The following is a 20,434-nucleotide window of genomic DNA, read 5'->3' as shown; positions in this document are numbered from 1 at the left end:
TTCTAAGTTATTCTGGATAAAGCAACGGTGTTTAAGATTGGGCTGAAGTCGGAACATCAGCCTAATCTGTGGCACTTTGCGTTATTGCACTTGGCAGTTTAAGCAGAATGCGTAACGGCCTTGTGGATCGTTAAAGCTATTGAGTAACTCAACATCTTGTGCGATCTGCTTCGAGATTGGCTGCAAAGATTGAGGAACCAGTGAGTTCAAATCTAACCCAAGTGATACTTGAACTTGGTTCATAAAATCTTGAATGATTTGCTCTGTCGGAGAAAGCGGCTCTTCAACCCAATACACATTGTAGTCTTCGAGTTCAGCAAGAGAAGCGGCGATAGCGACGGCGTCATCGAAGTCACCCATCTTATCAACCAATCCATATTGCATAGCATCTTGACCAGTCCATACTCGGCCTTGCGCGACTTTATCTACTTCCGCTAATGGAATCGCACGATTATCACTGACTAACCCAATAAAACGTTGGTAGCCCTGCTCAATACCCATTTGGAAGGCATCTTTAGCGCCTTGAGAGAGGCCAGTAGTGACACCAACGCCTGAGAACGGAGAAGTCCCGATACCATCGGTATACACTCCGTATTTATTGAGGCCTTTTTCGAAAGTAGTGATCACACTGAAAATACCGATTGAGCCGGTGAGTGTGGTTGGTTGCGCGATGATTTGGTCGGCACCCATAGAAATCCAGTAACCGCCAGATGCAGCAAGGCTCGACATTGATACTACAACAGGTTTTCCTGCAGCTTTAATGGCATCAATTTCGTTTCGAATAACCTCAGAAGCGAACGCACTGCCTCCAGGGCTATCCACACGTAATACAACCGCTTTTACTTTATCGTCGTTGCGCGCTTGTCGTAGTAATGATGATGTTGTGTCGCCACCGATAGTCCCGCGAGGTTGTCGGCCGTCCATTATCGCACCGCTTGCGATGATTACTGCCACATCGCTCTCTGCTGTTTGTGCTTCAGGTCGCTTTGTAGTTTGGTACTCGTAGTAGCCCATGGCATTGTAACTATCTTCACCATCACTACCGAAGACCTCAGCAAGTTCGATACGGACTTGCTGTCTTGTGGCCAGAGTGTCTACCAATCCTAACTTTTGAGATAACTTAGCGATGTCGCCATTCACAGATTTCAACTCCGCTAAGAATGTGTCCATCTTAGGGCTAAGAACAGATGCATCTATCTGACGGTTGGTTGTAACGTCATCAGCATACGCTCCCCATAATTGACCTAACCAACGAGCAGCAGACTGCTTTGCATCTGTAGACATGTCATCTCTAATGAAAGGCTCAATAGCGGATTTGTAAGTACCCACTCTGAATACGTGAGTGTTGACGTCGAGGTTTTCTAAGAACGTTTTATAGTAAAGCGTGTACGCACTGTAACCCTTAATCATTACACCACCATCTGGTGCCATGTAGATCTTGTTGGCATAGCTTGCGAGGTAGTATTGGCTCTGATTGTAAAAATCGCCAATTGCATAAATAGGTTTACCTGACGCTTTAAATTCGTTTAGTGCTTTAGCGATATAACGCAACTTTGTTAGGTTCGTTTCAGGTAAGTCACGCAGTGCGAGTACGATACCTGAGATGTTTTCATCATCTTTGGCGTAGCGAATAGTTTCAACAATATCGAATAGGACATTTTCTTTTGGAAGATCTTTGCCAAATAGCGAACCAGTTAAAGAGTCCATTGGGTTAATGTAGCGGCTTTGCTCGACAATCGGACCAGACAAATTAAGCACAAGCGCTGATTGTTGTGGGACAGTCGGTTGCGTTGGTGTTGCGCTGGTAAAAAGAAAATAAATAACGGCAATACTGGCTAGAAAAAGTAAATTGGCGAGGGCTAAACGAACAAAAGAGATCAGTTTCCAAATCCCTTTGAAGATCATGCCAATAAATTTGAATAGTTTTTTCATTCTGTCTCCACAGCGAAATTCATGTAATAGCGAGTAACTGTTACAGAGTAATCTCAATAATATTAACTGTTTAGTATCCTACGTTAATTCCCCTTTGCAGACCACTGCCTGATTTGTTAACTGATATATATTCTCAATTACTTGCTTATAACAGTGTAGTTAGACTTCATAAAGACAGCATGAAATTTCACTCAGGTGATCGGTGTTACAGAAATGTAAACGGTTGTTTGATTTTTTGCTTTTCTAGTAATAGTGTGGTCAGACCACAAGGATAAATTAATATAAGTGATGTTAGCCATGTACCCACATTTGCTCAAACCGTTAGATCTTGGATTTACACAATTACGTAATCGCGTATTAATGGGCTCTATGCATACCGGCCTTGAAGAAAATAAAGAAGGTTTACATAAGCTTGCTGCTTTCTATGAAGAAAGGGCAAAAGGCGGTGTGGGCCTAATAGTTACTGGCGGCTTCTCTCCAAACTTACGCGGTCGCTTGCATCCTTTCAGTGCTGAATTCAGCAAAGTAAAACACGCTAAAGCGCATAAAGTTGTCACGGAAGCTGTGCATAAGCATGGCGGAAAAATAGCACTACAAATTCTTCATGCTGGTCGCTATGCAATGCATCCATTCGCACAAAGTGCTTCCGGCATTAAAGCACCAATTGCAAAATTCGCTCCTAGCGAAATGAGCCCTCGTCAGATTAAAAAAACCATTAACTCATTTGCGAACAGTGCCGAGCTCGCTCAACTGGGGGGTTATGATGGTGTAGAGATTATGGGTTCCGAGGGCTATCTCATTAACCAGTTCATTTGTAAGCGCACTAACATGCGTTATGACGAATGGGGTGGCAGCTACGAGAAAAGAATGCGTTTCCCGCTTGAAATCGTTCGTTCGATTCGCGAGTCCGTTGGGAAAGACTTCATCATCATTTTCCGTTTATCGATGCTTGATTTAGTTGAGCAAGGCAGCACATTTGAGGATGTCGTATTACTTGCGCAAAAACTGGAAGAGGCGGGTGTCACCATTATCAATACTGGCATCGGTTGGCATGAGGCAAGAGTTCCGACTATCGCTACTCAAGTACCAAGAGGCGCGTTCACTTGGGTGACTGAAAAGGTGAAACCGTACGTCAATATTCCCGTTGTTACGTGTAACCGAATTAATACGCCAGAAGAGGCAGAAAAAATATTGAGTTCAGGTCAAGCCGATATGGTTTCTATGGCTAGGCCATTCCTTGCAGATCCTGAATTTGTCATTAAAGCTGAGCAAGAACAGTCACATAATATCAATACATGTATCGGTTGTAATCAAGCCTGCCTTGATAACGTATTTAAGGGTAAGCGAGCTAGCTGTTTGGTAAACCCACGAGCTTGTCATGAAACGGAAATCGTAGTTCAGCCAGCAACTAAGAAGAAGAAAATTGCAGTCGTCGGAGCTGGGCCTGCTGGATTAGCGTGCGCCACCACTTTAGCGCAGCGTGGACATGATGTTGACCTGTTAGAGAAGAATGATCGTATCGGTGGCCAGTTTAGGCTTGCGATGCAAATTCCGGGTAAAGAAGAATTTAGAGAAACCATTCGATATTTCGCCAATCAAATTGATGAAACTGGCGTGAACTTGCGATTAGATACCGAAGCATCATTTGAAATGCTTCTCGATTACGACGAAGTTGTAATGGCGGCGGGTGTAGAGCCTAGAAAGCTAAATATCGACGGAATCGATAATGAAGAAAAAGTTGTGGATTACCAAACTCTTATCCGCGATAAAACACCGGTTGGACAGAAGATAGCGATCGTTGGTGCGGGTGGTATCGGCGTTGATGTCGCGACGATGTTGACAGAACCAGCATCTCATAGCTTGGACGACTGGCTACATGAATGGGGCATTGATAAAAATATTGAGCACCCAGGAGGTTTGTATCCTTACCCTGATTCGCTAAGTGATAAAACTGTGTGGGTAATGCAGCGCAAACAAGGCCGTGTGGGTAAAGGCCCAGGAAAGACAACCGGCTGGATTCATAAGCGCACACTAGAGAAACGAGGCGTGAATTTACTTGGTGGAGTGACTTACGACAAAATCGATGACCAAGGACTACATATTCATGTGGGTGAGAAAGAACAATTGCTAGACGCGGATAAAGTGATCATCTGTGCAGGGCAGGTTTCAGTAAGACCATTTGAAGATATGTGGCAAGAGTTTGGTGGGAAGCTTCATGTTATTGGTGGCGCTGATTATGCCGGAGAGCTTGATGCGGTCAGAGCGATTCGCCAAGGTGTGAAACTGGCGGTTAAGCTGTAATTTTGTTTTAGGTTGAGCAATTGAACAAAAGTATTTATTGCGATTTATTATCATTTGTCTTCTGTGCTAAAGTTCAGAAATACAAAGATAAAAATAAGCTGTAAAGGACTGAAAAATGGATGCATTAGATTTATTGCTCAACCGCCGTTCAATCGCAAAATTAGCTGACCCTGCACCAGAAGGCGTTGCGCTTGAAAATATTATCAAGGCAGGCCTAAGAGCCCCGGATCATGCAGCCTTAACGCCTTGGCGTTTTGTTATTGCTCAAGGTGAAGGTTTGCAAAAATTATCGGATATCTTAGTCAAGGCAGCGGTTGCGGATAACAGTGAAGATGCAGTAGTCGAAAAGGTGAAGAAAGCACCATTTCGCGCTCCAATGGTTATTACTGTGATCGCCAAAGTGACCGAACATGACAAAGTGCCGGCATTAGAACAGCACCTTTCTGCGGGCTGCGCGGTACAAGCGATGCAAATGGCCGCGGTTGCTCAAGGTTTTCAAGGCTTCTGGCGTTCAGGTAAGTGGATGTTCCACCCTGAAGTACATCAGGCATTCGGTTTAGAAGGTGAGGACGAAATCGTAGGGTTTTTATACTTGGGCACACCGGGCTGTACTCCAATGAAAGCTCCTGAACGTGAATTGTCTAAATTTGTCGAATTCCTATAATCGTTAAGACTGTTTAAATATACAGTTTTTCTTGATTTATTAGAGCCACATTAGATAATGTGGCTCTAATTTTTTGTCGTATTTGGAAAAATATGTCTCGCCTCATTATTGCTGAAAAACCAAGCCTAGGCCGTGCTATTGCAGCTGCGCTACCCAACCCACAGAAGAAAGACCAAGGGTTTATTAAGTGCGGTAATGGCGATGTAGTGACTTGGTGTATTGGACATTTATTGGAGCAGGTTGACCCCGACGCTTACGACGACCGATATAAGAAATGGAACTTAGCCGATCTACCTATCGTACCAGAGCAATGGCAATTAAGGCCGAGAAAGACTTCAAGCAAACAGCTTACGGTGATCCGAAAGCTATTAAAGGACGCCACTCAAATCGTTCACGCCGGAGACCCGGATAGAGAAGGGCAGCTACTTGTCGATGAAGTAATTGATTACTGTAAGGTTTCCAAGGTCAAGAAAGAGTCTGTGGAAAGGCTATTGATCAGTGATTTGAACTTACCCGCCGTAAAGCGCGCGCTTTCTCAAATGCGCAGCAACCGTGATTTTATTCCTCTGTCTGTTTCTGCATTGGCGCGCTCAAGAGCCGACTGGTTGTATGGTATGAATATGACTCGTGCTTATACTTTGCTTGGTCAAAAAGCTGGTTATCAAGGCGTATTATCGGTAGGGCGAGTACAAACCCCGGTACTTGGCTTAGTTGTGAGGCGTGATGAGGAGATAGAGAACTTCATTCCTAAAGATTACTTTACTTTACATGCGTTGATCCCTTACCAAAATAACGGCCAGAGCTTTGATATTCGTGCGCGCTGGAAACCAAGTGAAGCGTGCAAGCCATGGCAAGATGAGGAAGGGCGCGTGCTTAATCGAAAGCTGGTTGAGAACGTTGCGCAGCGAATTGCTAACCAGCCTGCAACGGTAACGGAATCTGAGCAGAAACAAAGTAAGCAATCAGCACCACTTCCATATTCGCTCTCATCTTTACAGATTGACGCTTCTAAGCGTTTTGGGATGAGTGCTCAGCAAGTGCTCGACACTTGTCAATCTTTGTACGAGAAGCACAAACTTATTACTTACCCTCGCTCTGACAGTCGATACTTGCCTAAAGATCATTACTCACAACGTGAGTCGGTAGTAGATGCTATCGCCAATAATGCGAAAGAGCTACAAAGTGGCGCTCATGGTGCCGACCTTTCCCTTAAATCCAAAGCATGGAACGACAGTAAAGTAGATGCTCACCATGCGATTATTCCAACCCCGAAGAAATCGTCGGTGAATGGGTTGTCTGCTAATGAGATGAAAATCTATCAGCAAATTGCACGTCAATATCTAATGCAGTTCTACCCACCTGCGGTATTTGCAGATGCTAAGTTAGTTTTTGATATCGCTGGTGGCGTGTTTATCGCGAAAGGGCGTCAGCTTATCAACCCTGGTTGGAAAGTCTTGATGGGTAAAACGGACACTGAAGAGAAAGGGGACGGTACGGATACGGTTCCACCATTAGATAAAGGGACTGTGCTGACGTGCCGCGAAGGTGTGATTGGCGATAAGAAAACCGAGCCACCAAAACACTTTACGGAAGCAACATTGCTTCAAGCGATGACCGGCATCGCCCGATTTGTTGCTAACAAGGATCTGAAAGCCATCTTGAAAGAGACAGATGGCCTAGGAACGGAGGCAACCCGTGCGGGCATTCTCGATACTTTGTTCAAAAGACAGCTCTTAACGCGTCAAGGGAAAAGTATTCATAGTAGTCCTGCAGGACGAGGCTTGATTCATGCCTTACCTGAGGATTCAACTTTCCCTGATATGACAGCACACTGGGAACACCAGTTGCAGGGGATGGCCGAGCGAAACCAAGCTTATCAACCTTTCATGCAAGCATTAGAAAGCAAGATCGATGGTTTGATGAGTAAGGTAAAAACGGGAGAAGTGCCTGAGTCACTGCGTCACCTTCCTAAAGTTGAACGACCTGCTTTTAAGCGCCGTAAAGGCGGTGGCACGAAGAAAAAAACTTATGCTAAGAAAGGTACTTACGTGAAGAAAGCGGGGAAAAGCTAGTTGCTTCGCGATTTAGGTTAACGACCAACCTTGCGGCCGCAGCGTTTAAATAGCTTTTTCCAGTAGTTAACATGTTCTCGAGTTGATTCGCGAAAGGCTTGATGCGCATCTTGGATAGGAAAGTAATAGCTGTGTAGTTCAGGTTGTGCCTCAAACAAGACGAGTTGCGGGGCGAGTTGTTGATAGTAGCCATCCAACAGCGCCATGTACGGCTGAACCTTGTCTATATATTGCTGTTCGAACACATTGTTGAGATAACGAAACTTAGTCGTGTCGCGTTGCTTGCCGCAGATGATTTTAGAATCAAAGGTGGTGAGTTGTTTGGTGATGGTATCGAGTTCAACTGAAGCGTGAGCGAGCGAGTAGTATAAATCACCAAGGGTCGAACTTTTCTCTAAGACTTCTTGAACCTCGATGGTTTTTCCCGAAACGAGCGGTGTACTTAGTGCTTGGTTGAGCTGTTCCAGAGCGTCACTGACCTTACGCACTTGTTCACCTATATCAGCAGGTAACCATTGGCTGCCGCGCATCTGTGACTGCATTGCGTCACTCGCATAGATAAGATTCCATTGGTGAAGTGGGAATTGTGAGAGCTTCTGTCGTTCGATTTCCATCAATAGTGTAATGATCTGTGGGTCTAATTCATTACTGGATAAGCAGTTACCAACGCCTTCTAGTAGAGCAACTTGATAGTCGTAATTACGAAACTCGTCTGCGACTTTTCCAAGTACGGAGTTTCTTTCAGCAATCAGGTTGAACAAGCCACACTGCCTTAACTGGTAACTGTCAATAAGCCCAATGGACAACGAGGGTACGTTGAGTAACAGTTCTCGCTTTCTTGGTAGTCCCTCAAACTCCCACTCCACTTTTATTTTGTCCGCATCTTGAACACTGACTATTTTGGCTTGATAGTCGTTAAACAAGTCCTCAGGACCTTCGTTAAAACATCCAGTGAGCATCACGGCTATACAAAGCAGTGATGAATGTTTCAGCAGGAGGTGGGGGAAGCCAACTTTCATGGGGTGCTACCAGTTAATTTCGCTACCATCATAATTAAAGAAGTGACCACTTACTTCAATATTGGAAGATTTGATAACTTTGATAAGACCAAGGGCAGAGGTGTCGGTGTCAATAAGGGCATTTGGTCCTCCCATTTCGGTTTGTACCCATCCAGGGTGCAGAGCCAGCACAGTAAACCCTTGAGATGAAAGGTCATTGCTCAAGCTTTTTACCACTGAGTTTAGGGCAGCTTTGGAAGATCGATAGATGTAGCCCCCTCCAGAAGTATTTTCAGTCATACTGCCGACTTTTGAAGATAGACAGGCAATTTTTTTGACGGGACTGGAAGCCATTAATGGGAGGATGGCTTCTACTAATTTTAATGGTGCGATTGTGTTGATCTCGAATACATTACGCCATTCCTCGACGTCAACATTACCTAAGCCATATCCTTTAGGGCCATAATAGCCAGCGTTATTAATGAGTATGTCGATGGTGCCAAGCTTGGAGACCAACGAAGAAACGGACTGGTAATCTGTTATTTCTAGCTCAAGGCATGTGAGGTTAGGGTTTGCTTGCTTAAGTGAAAGTAGTGACTGAGCATTAGCTTTATTTCGGTACGTTGCGTAAACCGTATTTCCCTCTTGTAAGTAACGTTTGACAAGGCTGAGCCCAATTCCTCGGTTGGCGCCTGTAATAAATATAGTGCTCATCGGTATCTTTCCATTAAGTTAGGTAAGAGTAGTGTGATTGCTTAAGATGAGAAAATCAATTACCCACCAACTTACGAAGGTAAGGCTCAGAAAAACAGCTAGTGCACCGATGGAACCGGCGATAACCCCGAAAAAAACGAAAATTGATTTGTTCATGGAAATAGGCCAAAAGTTAATGTAATGATAATTATTATCATTTGTTTGTTTTGTTAGCAAATTGATTTTTGGTATTATCCCTAACACGCTTCACTACCAGTTATCACTATGACCCCGCTAATCTACCACCCTGTTTATTCACAATTACCTCTACCGGAGGGGCATCGTTACCCAATCAGTAAGTATCGATTGCTGTTTGAAGCGATCAATGAGGAGTTCGTTAACGGGCAGTTATTAGAGCAGCCGTTTGAAATCGTTCAGCCTAATCCTTTGAATGTCAGTGATGTAAAGCAGGTCCATTGCCCCCATTACGTGGATGCGCTTGTAAATGGAGAGATACCTGCAGTAAAGATGAGAAGAATAGGTTTCCCTTGGAGTGCGGAATTAATAGAGAGGACACTATATTCAGCGGGAGGAACCTGTGCGACCGCTGAATTAGCGTTGGAAAGTGGGCTCGCTATTCATTTAAGTGGAGGCTACCACCACGCTCATTATGATTATGGGAGCGGTTTCTGCTTATTTAATGACTTGGTACTCGCCGCGAAGCACTCTTTGTCTTTTGAACATGTGGACAAGGTATTAATAGTTGATAGTGATGTTCATCATGGCGATGGTACGGCAACGTTATGTCAAGACGACCCCGATATTGTCACTGTGTCTTTTCATTGCGATAAAAATTTCCCCGCGCGCAAGCCATGCTCTGATTACGATATGCCTTTTTCTCGGCATACCGGTGATGATGAGTTTCTGCTTGGGTTTGAACAAGTGGTATCGATGGCGATAGCACATCATCAGCCGGATATCATTATTTATGATGCGGGTGTAGACATTCATGAAGAGGATGAATTGGGTTATTTGAACGTTACGACTTCTGGTATTTTTGAAAGGGATAAAAGAATGTTTAAGCTGGCGAAGGATAATCAAGTGCCAATTGCTTGTGTAGTCGGTGGGGGATACCGAAGTCAACACTCAGATTTAGTACCTGTTCATATGCAGCTTATAAAAGCGGCTATGCAATTTAGATAGAGGTAGGAAGGGCCGTTTACTCAGTCAGTCACGTAGTGGGTGATTACTGAGGAAATGGCGGATGAAATGTAATACCCAGAAACGACGAAGGCCTAGCATAAATGCTAGGCCTTCTAAATGTGGCGGGGCGAATGGGATGGTAATGGGAACTGGGAATTCTTAGTATTAGTCGATTGATTTATATATAAAAATTCAAATTCATGCAATCCAACTTTCTAGCCCTAACTTCATATATTTATGCTTCTAATTGGTATTACGCACTTGCGTCAAAGAAGCATAAATACACTCAAACGGATAAGAATCAGTCAATGTAGGAGTCAGAAAAAAGTGTCTCCAAACCAACTACAGTCTCTTTAGCAAAAATAGATAGGCCCTTCAGAGCCACACTTCTGGACTATAGTGTTTACTTTAATTCATCTTGGGCACAGACATGCTAGTACTGATCACACAATATATTCTGCACACGTCAAGAAATCACAACCACTAAGGGCAAGACTGGTGAGTTGAAGTGCATGTCCAAGTATGGAACATAATTGCCAGAGTCAGGAAAATACTCTATTCGCATGCCAAACGGCAGACCTGAACTTATCGCCAACATTTAAGCGCCTGCCATTTAATAAAAATGGCGCTATAACAACGTCATAAGACAGTTGTTCTGATGTGTTTAGAGAAATGAACCCTTGCTTAACGAGAGCTTGCCTAAGGTCATGGAACTGCGGAGGGTCGAATGTGTAGCAGCCTCCGTGGTAGTAAAAGCCTTGGCAGCTCACCACACCATTTTCTGAATTTGCTAACCGCAGATATCGTTGACTGATAGTGAATGAATCGGCACCCATTTGGTCTAATTGGTAATTGTAATCAGTCGATAATGGTTGGTATTCAATTTGATTTCGTCGATCTTTTATTGACTTCATCAGTTCAGCAACATTGCTATATAAGTCCGCCATGTCCAACTCTACTCAACTGTTCCCTTTACTGAGTTTAACATAAACACCGAAATTGTTCATGTTAGTGGCTCTGCTACTGGCATAGAAACATCTGGAGAGGCCTATGTTGGGATTCGTAGTTTACACAGCTAAAATCGATCTGGGGCAGTGAATAAATCTTCGTTACTTGAGTCTGTCTGTGCTGAGCTATTTCGATCGCACCGCTGGACAGAACCTTGTCAGTAGCTTTCTCAAATTGGCATATCACGGATAATTTCAGGTATTGTAAACCTCCAATCAAGTGGCCAAATTCACTCAGCTATTACAACCTTCCCACTTAAGCTTTGAAACAACTCTGACAAGAACCGCATACAACTCCACTCCTTATGTTATATAGAAAATAGCACCGACTACCCAAAGATCACAAAACCTACTCACGAGTTTTAATTGCCTCCAAAATATGCTCCTCAGCAGTCTTAGCAGCTTCACTTTGTGCTGGGATATATTGTATTTTAAGGTCACTAAATGCGGTACTAATATTTACAGCAGCTAACTTTCTAAACTTCATATTTTCAGGGCGACCTTCCCCAAGTTCGATAGTTTCGTCAAGCTCTGTCTGCAAAATTAGGTCATATCTCTTTGAATGGAACTTCACCAAAGACTCTAGATACTCTCTCTCATCCAAGGTTATCTCTCGACCTTGTATTTCAAGAGCTGCATTTAAATAACCAATCGCATCAACTACTGGCCTATCTACCAACACTAAATCTGCATTGATACCAGCTTCTATTTCTGATTTTATTACTGATGCTATAATCCACAATGTGCTTTCGAATGTATGATTCTCTAAGATAGGCAAACCAGAATTCCTGCAATCGGTCGCAAAGTCGCCTACACGAACGGCTTTAATCCCCATATCCTCAGCTCGCTTTATCAACTCATTAAAGTAGGTGGTCTTCCCCGTTGAATGAGTCCCTGCAATTCCAATATAACTCGTCATTAAAATAAATCCCCTTGTTGATCTTCTAAAAATGGGTTATCAGCACTCCCAGCTATCTGAGATAAGGTCAAAACATCCCTTTGTGTACTTTTTAATTTAGATAAAAGTATGTTGAATAACTGAGCTGTGGCTCTTGCGTCACCAGCAGCACGATGTCGTTCAGATGCAGCTATATCTAAAGCAAATTCATTAATCATCTCATCCAATGAATAACTCTGTAGGTTAGGACAGACATATTTAGCAAGTTTGATTGTATCGATTATGGCAAGTGGGCCCCACTCTCCAAACTGTTTACGTATGAGCCTAGTATCCACACTGACATTGTGACCCACAACGATTCCTTTACCCAGAGCCTTAAACACCTCACTCCTAATCTCCTCTGTAGTACTGCTAAACTCTAAATCCTCATTAGTAATTCCGTGAAATCGCATTGCTTGCTCAGTCACAGGTGCAACAGGGCGAATCAACCATGACGATATATCTAATGTGGTATTTTGATGCGATGAAACAACAGCCAATTCGATTATCTCTTGCTGCGCCTGACCATTACCCTCAACATCTACAGCAATGAAATCCAATACTTCTCCAGAATGATTACTCAAAGTATTTTCACCTCAATTAAGTTCCCCATAACTCTGGTTGGCTCAGATTCCTCTTGATCATTGGCATACTGAGACCTTTCAGCTAATCTAATCCTCTTAATAATATCGTCAGACACACTTGCTTCAACTGAAGTCAACGACTCTCTCATATCATTGCATTTCATTTCTGCCACAACTCCAGTTAAGCGCTTAACCCGATCGTCAATGGTCTCTGGAGATAACTGTTCATCCATCTCATAAGCAGGGGTCCCCTCACGTGCAGAAAAAGGAATAACCACATTAATATGAAAATTCAAGCTCCTTACAAGTGATACTGTTTCATCAAATTCCTTTTCTGACTCACTAGGGAAACCAATAAGCCAGTTTCCATACAAAACCACAGATGTAGAGCTTCGAATATGGGCTAACTGTTTATTTAAGCGGTCTAGCTTATAACCCCTCTTCATCTTCCTTAGTACATTATGAGAACCGCTCTGAACTGATAGATATAACAACCTTATCCTCCCGTCAGAACTCCAACTCATAATATTGCTGTAGTACTTTTGGAACGGCTTAGGCTCTATATATCTAATTGATAATTCAACCCTTGGACTTAAACTTAAAATGCTCTCTATTAGAATTGGAAAATCAGCGTCACCATCAGGGGATCTGTAGTTTCCAACCTCATCACCAAGTAAAACAATGTGATATTTGCCTTGCTCAACCGCTTCCCGAGCTTTAGAGAGAACCGAACTTAATGCTACAGAAGTAAACTCTCCACGCCCCTTGGGTATACTGCAAAAAGTACATTTATAAGGGCAGCTCCTAGTTACCGTAATGCGCTCAAAAGGATCCTGCTCGTTATAAAAAACAAAACCTTTTGTTGTTCTACGATATCGTTCCTCTGAAGAGGATTGATACGTCCTATCAATCTCCTGTAATGAGGCTACGATTGATGCCTTCTCTTCACCGACACGTAATCTCAAATTCTGAAGTCCAACTGGTGAGTCACTCTTAAGCTCTACGTTATAATCTTGAACGTGAGTGTTATCCACATCTGAAAACCTAAGTTCAGCCTTATCCATTAAAATCTGAGGTATTGCCTTAAAAGAAAGATTTGTTGTGGATGTACCGTTTCGCACTTTATCCATACTCGTGTTCGCTACGCATCCAGTTATGCTTATTTCAGCATTAGGTGCACGACGAGCAACTTCATTTATCTGACTAATAGCATCTTCAACCCACTTCCCCCTTACAGAACAGCCAGAATATATAACTTCATCTGCATCCTCAGGTTGTGAAACTAACTCGTATCCCTTTTGAACTAACCCAGCTTGCAGTACGTTCAAATCATATGAAGAATTTAAACACGTATTATGAGCTAAATATAATTTCTTCATCTACTGAGTAACTCCCTAATATCACAGATATATATATCAAATAATCAATTACAACCTAAGCACAGTGCGTATAAGTGCACATGAACCATCATATTTTCGATACCATAATTTATCAACAAAAGACGGAGTTTCAGAGCTGCATGTGAGAGATCAATAACTTATTCGCGCATATAGCGCACCTCAATTAAATATAAATCAATTTGTTCCCCCCAAAACCTTGAATCATAAAATCTCAATACATTTGGATGAACAGCGAAACAATACCCGAGCTTCATTTAATTTATAATAAGCGACTAGATTACGAAATAAGTCAGGTTGTGTTGGGTTAGTAAATTTGGCCACATTGTTAGATGAGGAGAAGTGAGTCAATTGATACTCTGGTTAAGTGTGTGTTGAATCAGTCGAAACAAGGAACGGTGGAACAAATCAGTTTCGAAGAATCGAACATCAGTAATACATGAGTAACTGAAAACATGGAAAGTCATATAACTTAGTGTCCAGTTTTGATTGTGGGGAACAGAGCTGTTGCTTAACTAAATACCGATGACCAACAAGGCTCCGTTAGGAGCCTTGATTATTCAAATAATACTCTAAGAAAAATCACTATATTCGTAGCCATCTGATGTTTTAGTGAAGAAAATACATTCAACACCAGCTTCTTTTAACATTGTGATTGCGAGGTTACCAATCTCATGCCAGTCAGTTGCATTCTTATCTGTTGGTGGTTCATATTCTCCTTTTTGTAGTGGCTTTTCTGCAAATACCCGTTTAATACCAGACTGAATAATAGGGCCAGCACACCTTGCACAAATAGGTTTTCCCGCAACGTAAAGGTGTCCATCAGCGGCTCGTGCACCAGCCGCGATTATTGCGTTAACTTCTGCATGCACTATGATGTTGAGCTTTTGCTTCTTTTCGTCATAACGATCGGGACAATCCTTAACTCCAAAGGGAAATCCGTTATACCCTAACGTGATATCACCACCTTTCTTAGAAACTAGAACAGCTCCTACCTTTGACTTATCGCGCGACCAAACAGAAACATGTTTCGCGAGTTCGATCATTCTATTACGCCATTTTATCTTTGATTGTATTTCTTCTTCGTAAAGCTTGAGAATAACTTCTTCGTAGTAAACATTCTCTTCTGATGTGAAGTTTGAAGCACTACCTCCTGATAAGATAAGCTCATTGATAACCCGCCTAGTTTCACTAGGCTCCAAATTTTTGGCTTTTGAGCTCTCATCGAGGATGTAGTTTTTTTCAAAGATCTCTGTAAGCACACCGATATTCATCATATGTTCCATTTTGAATTGTTCTTGATTGCTAATGACATCTTTTAATGAAGGAATAAGGAGACTAATGTCGCTTCAAATCTCGTTCAAACAATTGTTAAAAGATTTTTGCTTTCCCAAATCAACATTGTACCGCTGCATTCAGAAACGCTCGATTATCATCATACCAAATCTCAATAATATAAATAAGTTACATGTATGAATAATGAATCATTGAAGTCTAGCCGTGTTTCCATCGAACCGTTGAGGCATTATGGAATTTACCCCTTAATACACCACGGATTTCACAGCTAAGAGTTCTAGAAAATACCACGGGTAAAAATTCACCCCATGAAGGTTTTGGACAAAAGCACGTTAGAGTATGGATTCTAACGTGCCAAAATTGGATTAGAAAAAGTATCTTGAAGCCTTAAAGGCTTGTTAGGTTTATTTTCGGCCGTAGTTTATTTTTACTATGTTGTCCATTGGCACTTCAACTACCCGACTTTCAGCATCTCTTAAGATGAGTGCTTTTGAGGTGCGCATCAATAGCTCATATTCGTGTAGCTCGTCACTTGATTTCAAAGTTAGGAGCACATCGATACCACCACCATAACGTAAATCTTGCAAGATATGTGCATAATTACTTGTATTGAACAACGCATAAGGCACCGTTACCACAGTTAGCAAGGACATTGAGAGAGCAAACCAGACTAACATTCGTTTGTTCCATATTAGGACTAGCAGCAACACCCCTAGGAAAACTGATCTTAATAATCGCCAAATATCAAAAGAGAAGGAATCCCGATACAGCTCTACAATAGAAAAAGCACCCCACAAGCTGAAACCTAAACCAGTGCCAATTAGAAAGATCGCCCAAATAGGAAGCTCTCTTACTTTTGAGTGATAACTTAAAAAGCCACCCTTTACATCAGTTCCTAACTGCCGCAAGAGCACCGAAAAAATGACTGCATAGTAAGTAAAGAAAAGCCCCATTAAATAAACTAGCGCGAAGACAACTGCAAATACTATGAATAGAAAGAAACTGATCGTGGAAATCGTCATTGCGAGATATGGGATGCCCTCAGCTGGAATACGAAAACCACTTTGCCATGCAAAGTAATAGGATGCGAACTCACTAATGATTCCTACATAACCTGCGCCAAACATCGCACTTAGTACACTCAAGATGAGATAGCGAGCTACCGCATGAAGCGCTAAGAAACTTGTGACTATTTTCTTTATTACCTTAAACACTGAACGTCCTTTAAAACCTAACGCTTATTAGTCGACAAACTGTCGTCTTTTTCTTCTATATAATGCACTCTTAATCATATTGGTTCAATTAACAATCAATAAGTTAAAGTAAGACAAGGGATACTAAGCTGCAAAATATCGCCTAAAAGCGGGAACAATAACTTCTCTACTCAAGTGGATAAGTTTGAGTAGGTCAAACTCAGATTAACAAGATATGAATGAGTAAAAAAATCTAACACTAAATGGAGCAGAAATGAGTTTGGCAACCGCGCCCCTAATCGATTCCAATCAGCAAAAAAACACAACTTCCATAAGAATTACGCTTTCTTTCAGTTTACCCTCACAACCTTAGATATTAACCATTAAGAAAGGCGTTACACTTTTAGGGACTAAAAACAGACTTTATTGGAATTTACAAACTTTTGTCTTCCGACATTTGGTACTGCCGATGAACTGCTAAGTAAAAACGATGTGCTGCTACTAAAAATAGGTAAACACACTTCTAAATAATGACCCTTCCTACGAACCAATGAACCGTAATCAGTGTCAGAAGACAAAATTTTTTGATCGGCAATGTGTAATAAAACTATAATTCTCGGTTTTTACTTTCAGACTAATCTTCCTTATCTAAACATCCCACAATCGCTAGTGGCGCATAATGGTAAGTACCTTCCCCTAAATTCCTTACAATCCACTCATCAAATACTTCCCCTCTAAGTCCCAGATTTAACGAACATAGACAGGAATACAGATCATGAAAAAATTAGTACTAGCGGCGGCACTAATCGCAGCTTCATTCACAGCATCGGCGGTTGATATGACAGAGCACGATGTTAAGACCCTAAACCAAGCTCTATCACAACTATCTGGAACGATGGCCGATGAGCTAACGCGTAATGACAGTGCTGTAATGATGCTTGTTGATACGACGCTGACCACCACTTATCAGCAGACGCTGCTTGCCCCGTTTGGAGATCTAACGCCAATGAACAGTATGAATGTGATTTACGCACCGACCGCTAACCTAGTTTGTAATAACATCACGGCGCAACTGAACGCCCAGAACGTGACCAACATCGAGCACGTCACGTTGCGTTACATCCTTAGCGACTCAAATGCATTCATCCGTGAATACACTCATAGATGCGAAATGTAACAACCGATAAGAACATCATACAACTAGCACAGGACGCATCATCATAAAAAAATTAATCACACTGGCGGCACTGGTCGCCCTGTTCTCTGCAACCTAGGCATACGCAACAACCGCCTACTTGCAAGACGAGCAAAAGGGAACCACAACGAAGTTATGCATATACGAAGTTCACAACGAGACGTATACGAAAACTATCGGCGTGACTGAGTTGTGCGAATTGTAGTGAACTAGCAGATTTGACCACATAGTTAGAGTTCTCTACATAAGGAAAAGTAAGTCAAATAGCAGGGTTTGAAATCAGGTTCAATTTAACTCTGGCTTACAATAGGGCATTTTCGAGCTAAAAAATGCCACGCGTAAAAATTCAGGTTGTGATGTTTTTGGACAAAAATGAGTCAGTTACTTAGCCAAGTTACATTAGATGAGGTATTGCAAACCTTGTTGCTCTCTAAAACTAACGGTTTTCGCTTAACTAAAGGTTGATTGTTCTCAAAGCAATATTTAGGGCTCCTAATTTCCTTGAGCTGGGTTACACATGATACTCACCAATCTGCACATCTATATTTACAGTGCATTGTAAGAAAATGATACAATTCCTCATCTTACATATATTGATAGGGTGACAGAGTGCCAGAGTGGATTCTAAAGCTTGTAACAGCAGTAACTTCGGTTAAGACAGCCTTAAAGCTATTTGTGTTTGTGCTGCTTCTAGTATTCTTTTGGAGCTTCACAAGTGCTTTCATGGCTTCGAAGAGGCTACCAAGTGAATACATCCCCTACATACTTATGCTGACCGCTTACAGCCTTTCCCACTTATCCATAGAGCTTTTGTATTGGCTGAAATCTTGGAACAAGCGTAGACAAGACAAAAATGAAGAGTCACTTCAACAAAAGCAAGCACAAGAGGCTGCAAGGAAAGAGGCAAAGTCTAAGGTATCGGCATTTAGACGAGAAGTTGAATCAACGCTACCTCACCTCGATAGAACAGAGTTTTCACTATTAAAAAGAATGCTATCCGAAAGCGTATCTTTAGAGCGAAATAGAGACCCTGCTCTTCACTTTCATAACATTGGTTACATCCGAGCCATAGGCCGCAAGAGCTTCTCTGAAAACGTCTACGAGTTGCATCCAATTGTTCGAGATTGTTTAACGAACTACCTCGAAGAAGAACGTAAAAAGACCTTGATAGCCTTTTCTAACGACCTAAAAGATGAAGAAAAAGAGTTTTTGCGAATCTTCTTTGAACAGGAAATCCCTTTTGGAGTACCAGAGCAAGAAGAGAAGATGCCCTCTAACGTGTTTAACGCAAAATACAATATGGTGAGGACTGAAATTATCAACGAAGAAGGTTACTCGTTTACCTTACCCGAAGATACGAAAGAGAGACTTATCGAAGATAATCACTTTGAAGTGTGCTATCGAAACCTTGCTGAACTGGATGGGCATTACATTCTAGCAGTCCAAGTGAGAGGTTCAGGAGCTATAGGTTCAATGAGAAGGTAGAACCAATGTCAGATAACAAAAAACTATCTCAAACAAAGCTATTCAAAGCAGCAATAGGAGTACCGATTTTAGGCTCATTTGCATTGGGTTACGTGCTCCACACCTATGAAGATGTACCCAAGCTACTAGCTGACTTCTGGACGACCTTCAAAATACCTATGACTATCGCCTCTTTGAGCATTCCTTTAGTTGCTTGGGTTACTGCTAACCACCGTTCAGAGCAGACTATGAAGGGTTTAGAGCTACAAAAGGACAAGCGTCTTTATGAAATGTATTACGAGCAACAAAAGCATTTTGAAAAAGTCATGGGAAGACGGGTAAAGAATGCGAAGTTCAAGTACATAACAGAGGAAGATTTACCTGTAATTTTCTCAGAATTGTACGAGTTCAACCGCATTCAAGAAAAAGGCGAAGTCACCTTAAAGCCGACTGCTGTATCGGAAGTGAATAGGTTTGTTATTCAGACAGGTGAAATCCTTTATAGCTTTTACGAGCATTTCTCGGAGCACAAAGAAAAGAACCCCGACCAAAAACGAGCTCTAGATGGTTTCATTCACCAGTTGTATACACATCTCCAAAACAACCTGCATAAGCTTAGTGATGACATAGGGGTTAGGTTCATAGACTTGTCAGATTCTAGTGTAGAGATATTCAGCAGAGCCTATTCAGAAGTCATTCATCTAGCGTATTACATGGGTGACGACTTTAAAGAGGTATGGGATGTGTCACCAGAAGAAGATGGAAGTTCTAGAGACCAGAACATATTAAATACCTTTAGTGCTATCGAAGAGGTTATACGTGGTCATATGGGTATAGTTGGTGAGGCTAGCTTTAGCAACCTAGAACATGACGTAGCATCTAGAGAAGTCATCAAGATGGCTAATGCGTCACCTTTACAGAACCTAGTAAAAAATTCTTGTCAGAAGTTACTGGAAGACCTAACCAATCGCTTTGAATTTGACGATATAGCCGTAATTGAAGGTAAATACGAAAAATTCCAGTTCCCTACGAGGGAAGAGCTACCAACACTTGAACTATGGTTCGATGAAATCTCAGATAGTGAGGGTGATTTAGTGCTAACTACCCCAGACAGCGAGTATAGAGCTAGATTCACTATCCTAGATGAAAAGGTTGAAGTTGATGGAAAAGAACAGACTAAATACACCATTGATGACGATATGGGTGAGAAGTTCATAAATCTATCTTTACAATCTCTTAGTTCTGTTTTTTGTAGTTAGGCAGACTAACTTTGATAAAACCTACAAACTTGTAGATGTTCTAGGGTTAGAAAAAGTAAGTTATTGCACCACTTTATCTGCACTATTAATAGATTTAACTAAAACGTTTTGGGGCATTTTCGAGCTAGAAAATGCCACGCGTAAAAATTCATGTTGTGACGTTTTTGTCGGATAGGCGACACCTGTTACCAGATGCCGCCCTCCTAAGAACCGTACGTGCAACTTTCACTGCATACGGC

Annotated in this window: 16 protein-coding genes; 7 read left to right on the top strand and 9 right to left on the bottom strand. The window is 42.0% G+C overall.

Annotated elements, in window-relative coordinates:
• Positions 1–81: 81 nt before the first annotated feature.
• Entirely contained in the window at positions 82–1,932 is a 1,851-nt protein-coding gene (gene sppA / locus ACHUFI_RS18135; protein ID WP_394251682.1) for a signal peptide peptidase SppA, read from the bottom strand.
• A 288-nt stretch (positions 1,933–2,220) separates the two neighbouring features.
• Between sppA and ACHUFI_RS18130 the strand changes: the two genes are divergently transcribed.
• The 3 genes from ACHUFI_RS18130 to ACHUFI_RS18120 all read left to right on the top strand — a co-directional run bounded on the left by ACHUFI_RS18130 (position 2,221) and on the right by ACHUFI_RS18120 (position 6,969).
• On the top strand, positions 2,221–4,233 hold the full coding sequence (locus tag ACHUFI_RS18130; protein WP_394251847.1) for an FAD-dependent oxidoreductase: 2,013 nt from the start codon (positions 2,221–2,223) through the stop codon (positions 4,231–4,233).
• 115 nt (positions 4,234–4,348) lie between these two features.
• Positions 4,349–4,897 carry an NAD(P)H nitroreductase gene (locus ACHUFI_RS18125; RefSeq protein ID WP_394251680.1) on the top strand — a complete coding sequence of 183 codons (549 nt, stop codon included), beginning with the start codon at positions 4,349–4,351 and terminating at the stop codon, positions 4,895–4,897.
• A 92-nt stretch (positions 4,898–4,989) separates the two neighbouring features.
• Positions 4,990–6,969 (top strand): DNA topoisomerase III, encoded by a 1,980-nt coding sequence (locus tag ACHUFI_RS18120; protein WP_394251678.1) that lies wholly within the window; start codon positions 4,990–4,992, stop codon positions 6,967–6,969.
• A gap of 17 nt (positions 6,970–6,986) precedes the next feature.
• On the opposite strand, the gene ACHUFI_RS18115 is transcribed toward ACHUFI_RS18120, so the two are convergent.
• Both ACHUFI_RS18115 and ACHUFI_RS18110 read right to left on the bottom strand, forming a co-directional pair.
• Positions 6,987–7,988: a DUF3080 domain-containing protein gene (locus ACHUFI_RS18115; protein ID WP_394251676.1), complete on the bottom strand. Its 1,002-nt coding sequence runs from the start codon at positions 7,986–7,988 to the stop codon at positions 6,987–6,989.
• Between the two features lie 6 nt (positions 7,989–7,994).
• On the bottom strand, positions 7,995–8,681 hold the full coding sequence (locus tag ACHUFI_RS18110; RefSeq protein ID WP_394251674.1) for an SDR family oxidoreductase: 687 nt from the start codon (positions 8,679–8,681) through the stop codon (positions 7,995–7,997).
• 264 nt (positions 8,682–8,945) lie between these two features.
• Between ACHUFI_RS18110 and ACHUFI_RS18105 the strand changes: the two genes are divergently transcribed.
• Complete coding sequence (locus tag ACHUFI_RS18105; RefSeq protein WP_394251672.1) at positions 8,946–9,863, top strand: histone deacetylase family protein; 918 nt, start codon at positions 8,946–8,948, stop codon at positions 9,861–9,863.
• A gap of 542 nt (positions 9,864–10,405) precedes the next feature.
• On the opposite strand, the gene ACHUFI_RS18100 is transcribed toward ACHUFI_RS18105, so the two are convergent.
• The 6 genes from ACHUFI_RS18100 to ACHUFI_RS18075 form a co-directional block, all read right to left on the bottom strand.
• Entirely contained in the window at positions 10,406–10,810 is a 405-nt protein-coding gene (locus tag ACHUFI_RS18100; protein WP_394251670.1) for a hypothetical protein, read from the bottom strand.
• Positions 10,811–11,219: 409 nt separating this feature from the next.
• Complete coding sequence (locus ACHUFI_RS18095) at positions 11,220–11,789, bottom strand: AAA family ATPase (protein ID WP_394251668.1); 570 nt, start codon at positions 11,787–11,789, stop codon at positions 11,220–11,222.
• Positions 11,789–12,391, bottom strand: a complete 603-nt coding sequence (locus ACHUFI_RS18090) for a 3'-5' exonuclease (RefSeq protein ID WP_394251666.1) — start codon at positions 12,389–12,391, stop codon at positions 11,789–11,791. The genes ACHUFI_RS18095 and ACHUFI_RS18090 overlap by 1 nt, the downstream gene beginning before the upstream one ends.
• Entirely contained in the window at positions 12,388–13,770 is a 1,383-nt protein-coding gene (locus ACHUFI_RS18085) for a radical SAM protein (protein ID WP_394251664.1), read from the bottom strand. Before ACHUFI_RS18085 ends, ACHUFI_RS18090 begins: the two co-directional genes overlap by 4 nt.
• Positions 13,771–14,360: 590 nt before the next feature.
• The gene (locus ACHUFI_RS18080) at positions 14,361–15,065 is read right to left on the bottom strand and encodes a deoxycytidylate deaminase (protein WP_394251662.1); all 705 of its coding nucleotides are present in this window, start codon (positions 15,063–15,065) and stop codon (positions 14,361–14,363) included.
• A gap of 423 nt (positions 15,066–15,488) precedes the next feature.
• The gene (locus tag ACHUFI_RS18075) at positions 15,489–16,298 is read right to left on the bottom strand and encodes a hypothetical protein (protein WP_050643177.1); all 810 of its coding nucleotides are present in this window, start codon (positions 16,296–16,298) and stop codon (positions 15,489–15,491) included.
• Positions 16,299–17,052: 754 nt separating this feature from the next.
• Here ACHUFI_RS18075 and ACHUFI_RS18070 point away from each other — a divergent pair.
• The 3 genes from ACHUFI_RS18070 to ACHUFI_RS18060 all read left to right on the top strand — a co-directional run bounded on the left by ACHUFI_RS18070 (position 17,053) and on the right by ACHUFI_RS18060 (position 20,195).
• The gene (locus ACHUFI_RS18070; protein ID WP_394251660.1) at positions 17,053–17,454 is read left to right on the top strand and encodes a hypothetical protein; all 402 of its coding nucleotides are present in this window, start codon (positions 17,053–17,055) and stop codon (positions 17,452–17,454) included.
• A 627-nt stretch (positions 17,455–18,081) separates the two neighbouring features.
• Entirely contained in the window at positions 18,082–18,957 is an 876-nt protein-coding gene (locus tag ACHUFI_RS18065) for a hypothetical protein (protein WP_394251658.1), read from the top strand.
• A gap of 5 nt (positions 18,958–18,962) precedes the next feature.
• A complete protein-coding gene (locus tag ACHUFI_RS18060) occupies positions 18,963–20,195 on the top strand; it encodes a hypothetical protein (RefSeq protein ID WP_394251656.1) in 1,233 nt (410 codons plus the stop codon).
• The last annotated feature ends 239 nt before the right edge of the window (positions 20,196–20,434 follow it).

The sequence above is a fragment of the Vibrio profundi genome, from assembly GCF_043642225.1.
Taxonomy (GTDB): Bacteria; Pseudomonadota; Gammaproteobacteria; order Enterobacterales; family Vibrionaceae; genus Vibrio; species Vibrio profundi_A.
This window is presented reverse-complemented; position numbering and strand designations above follow the sequence as displayed.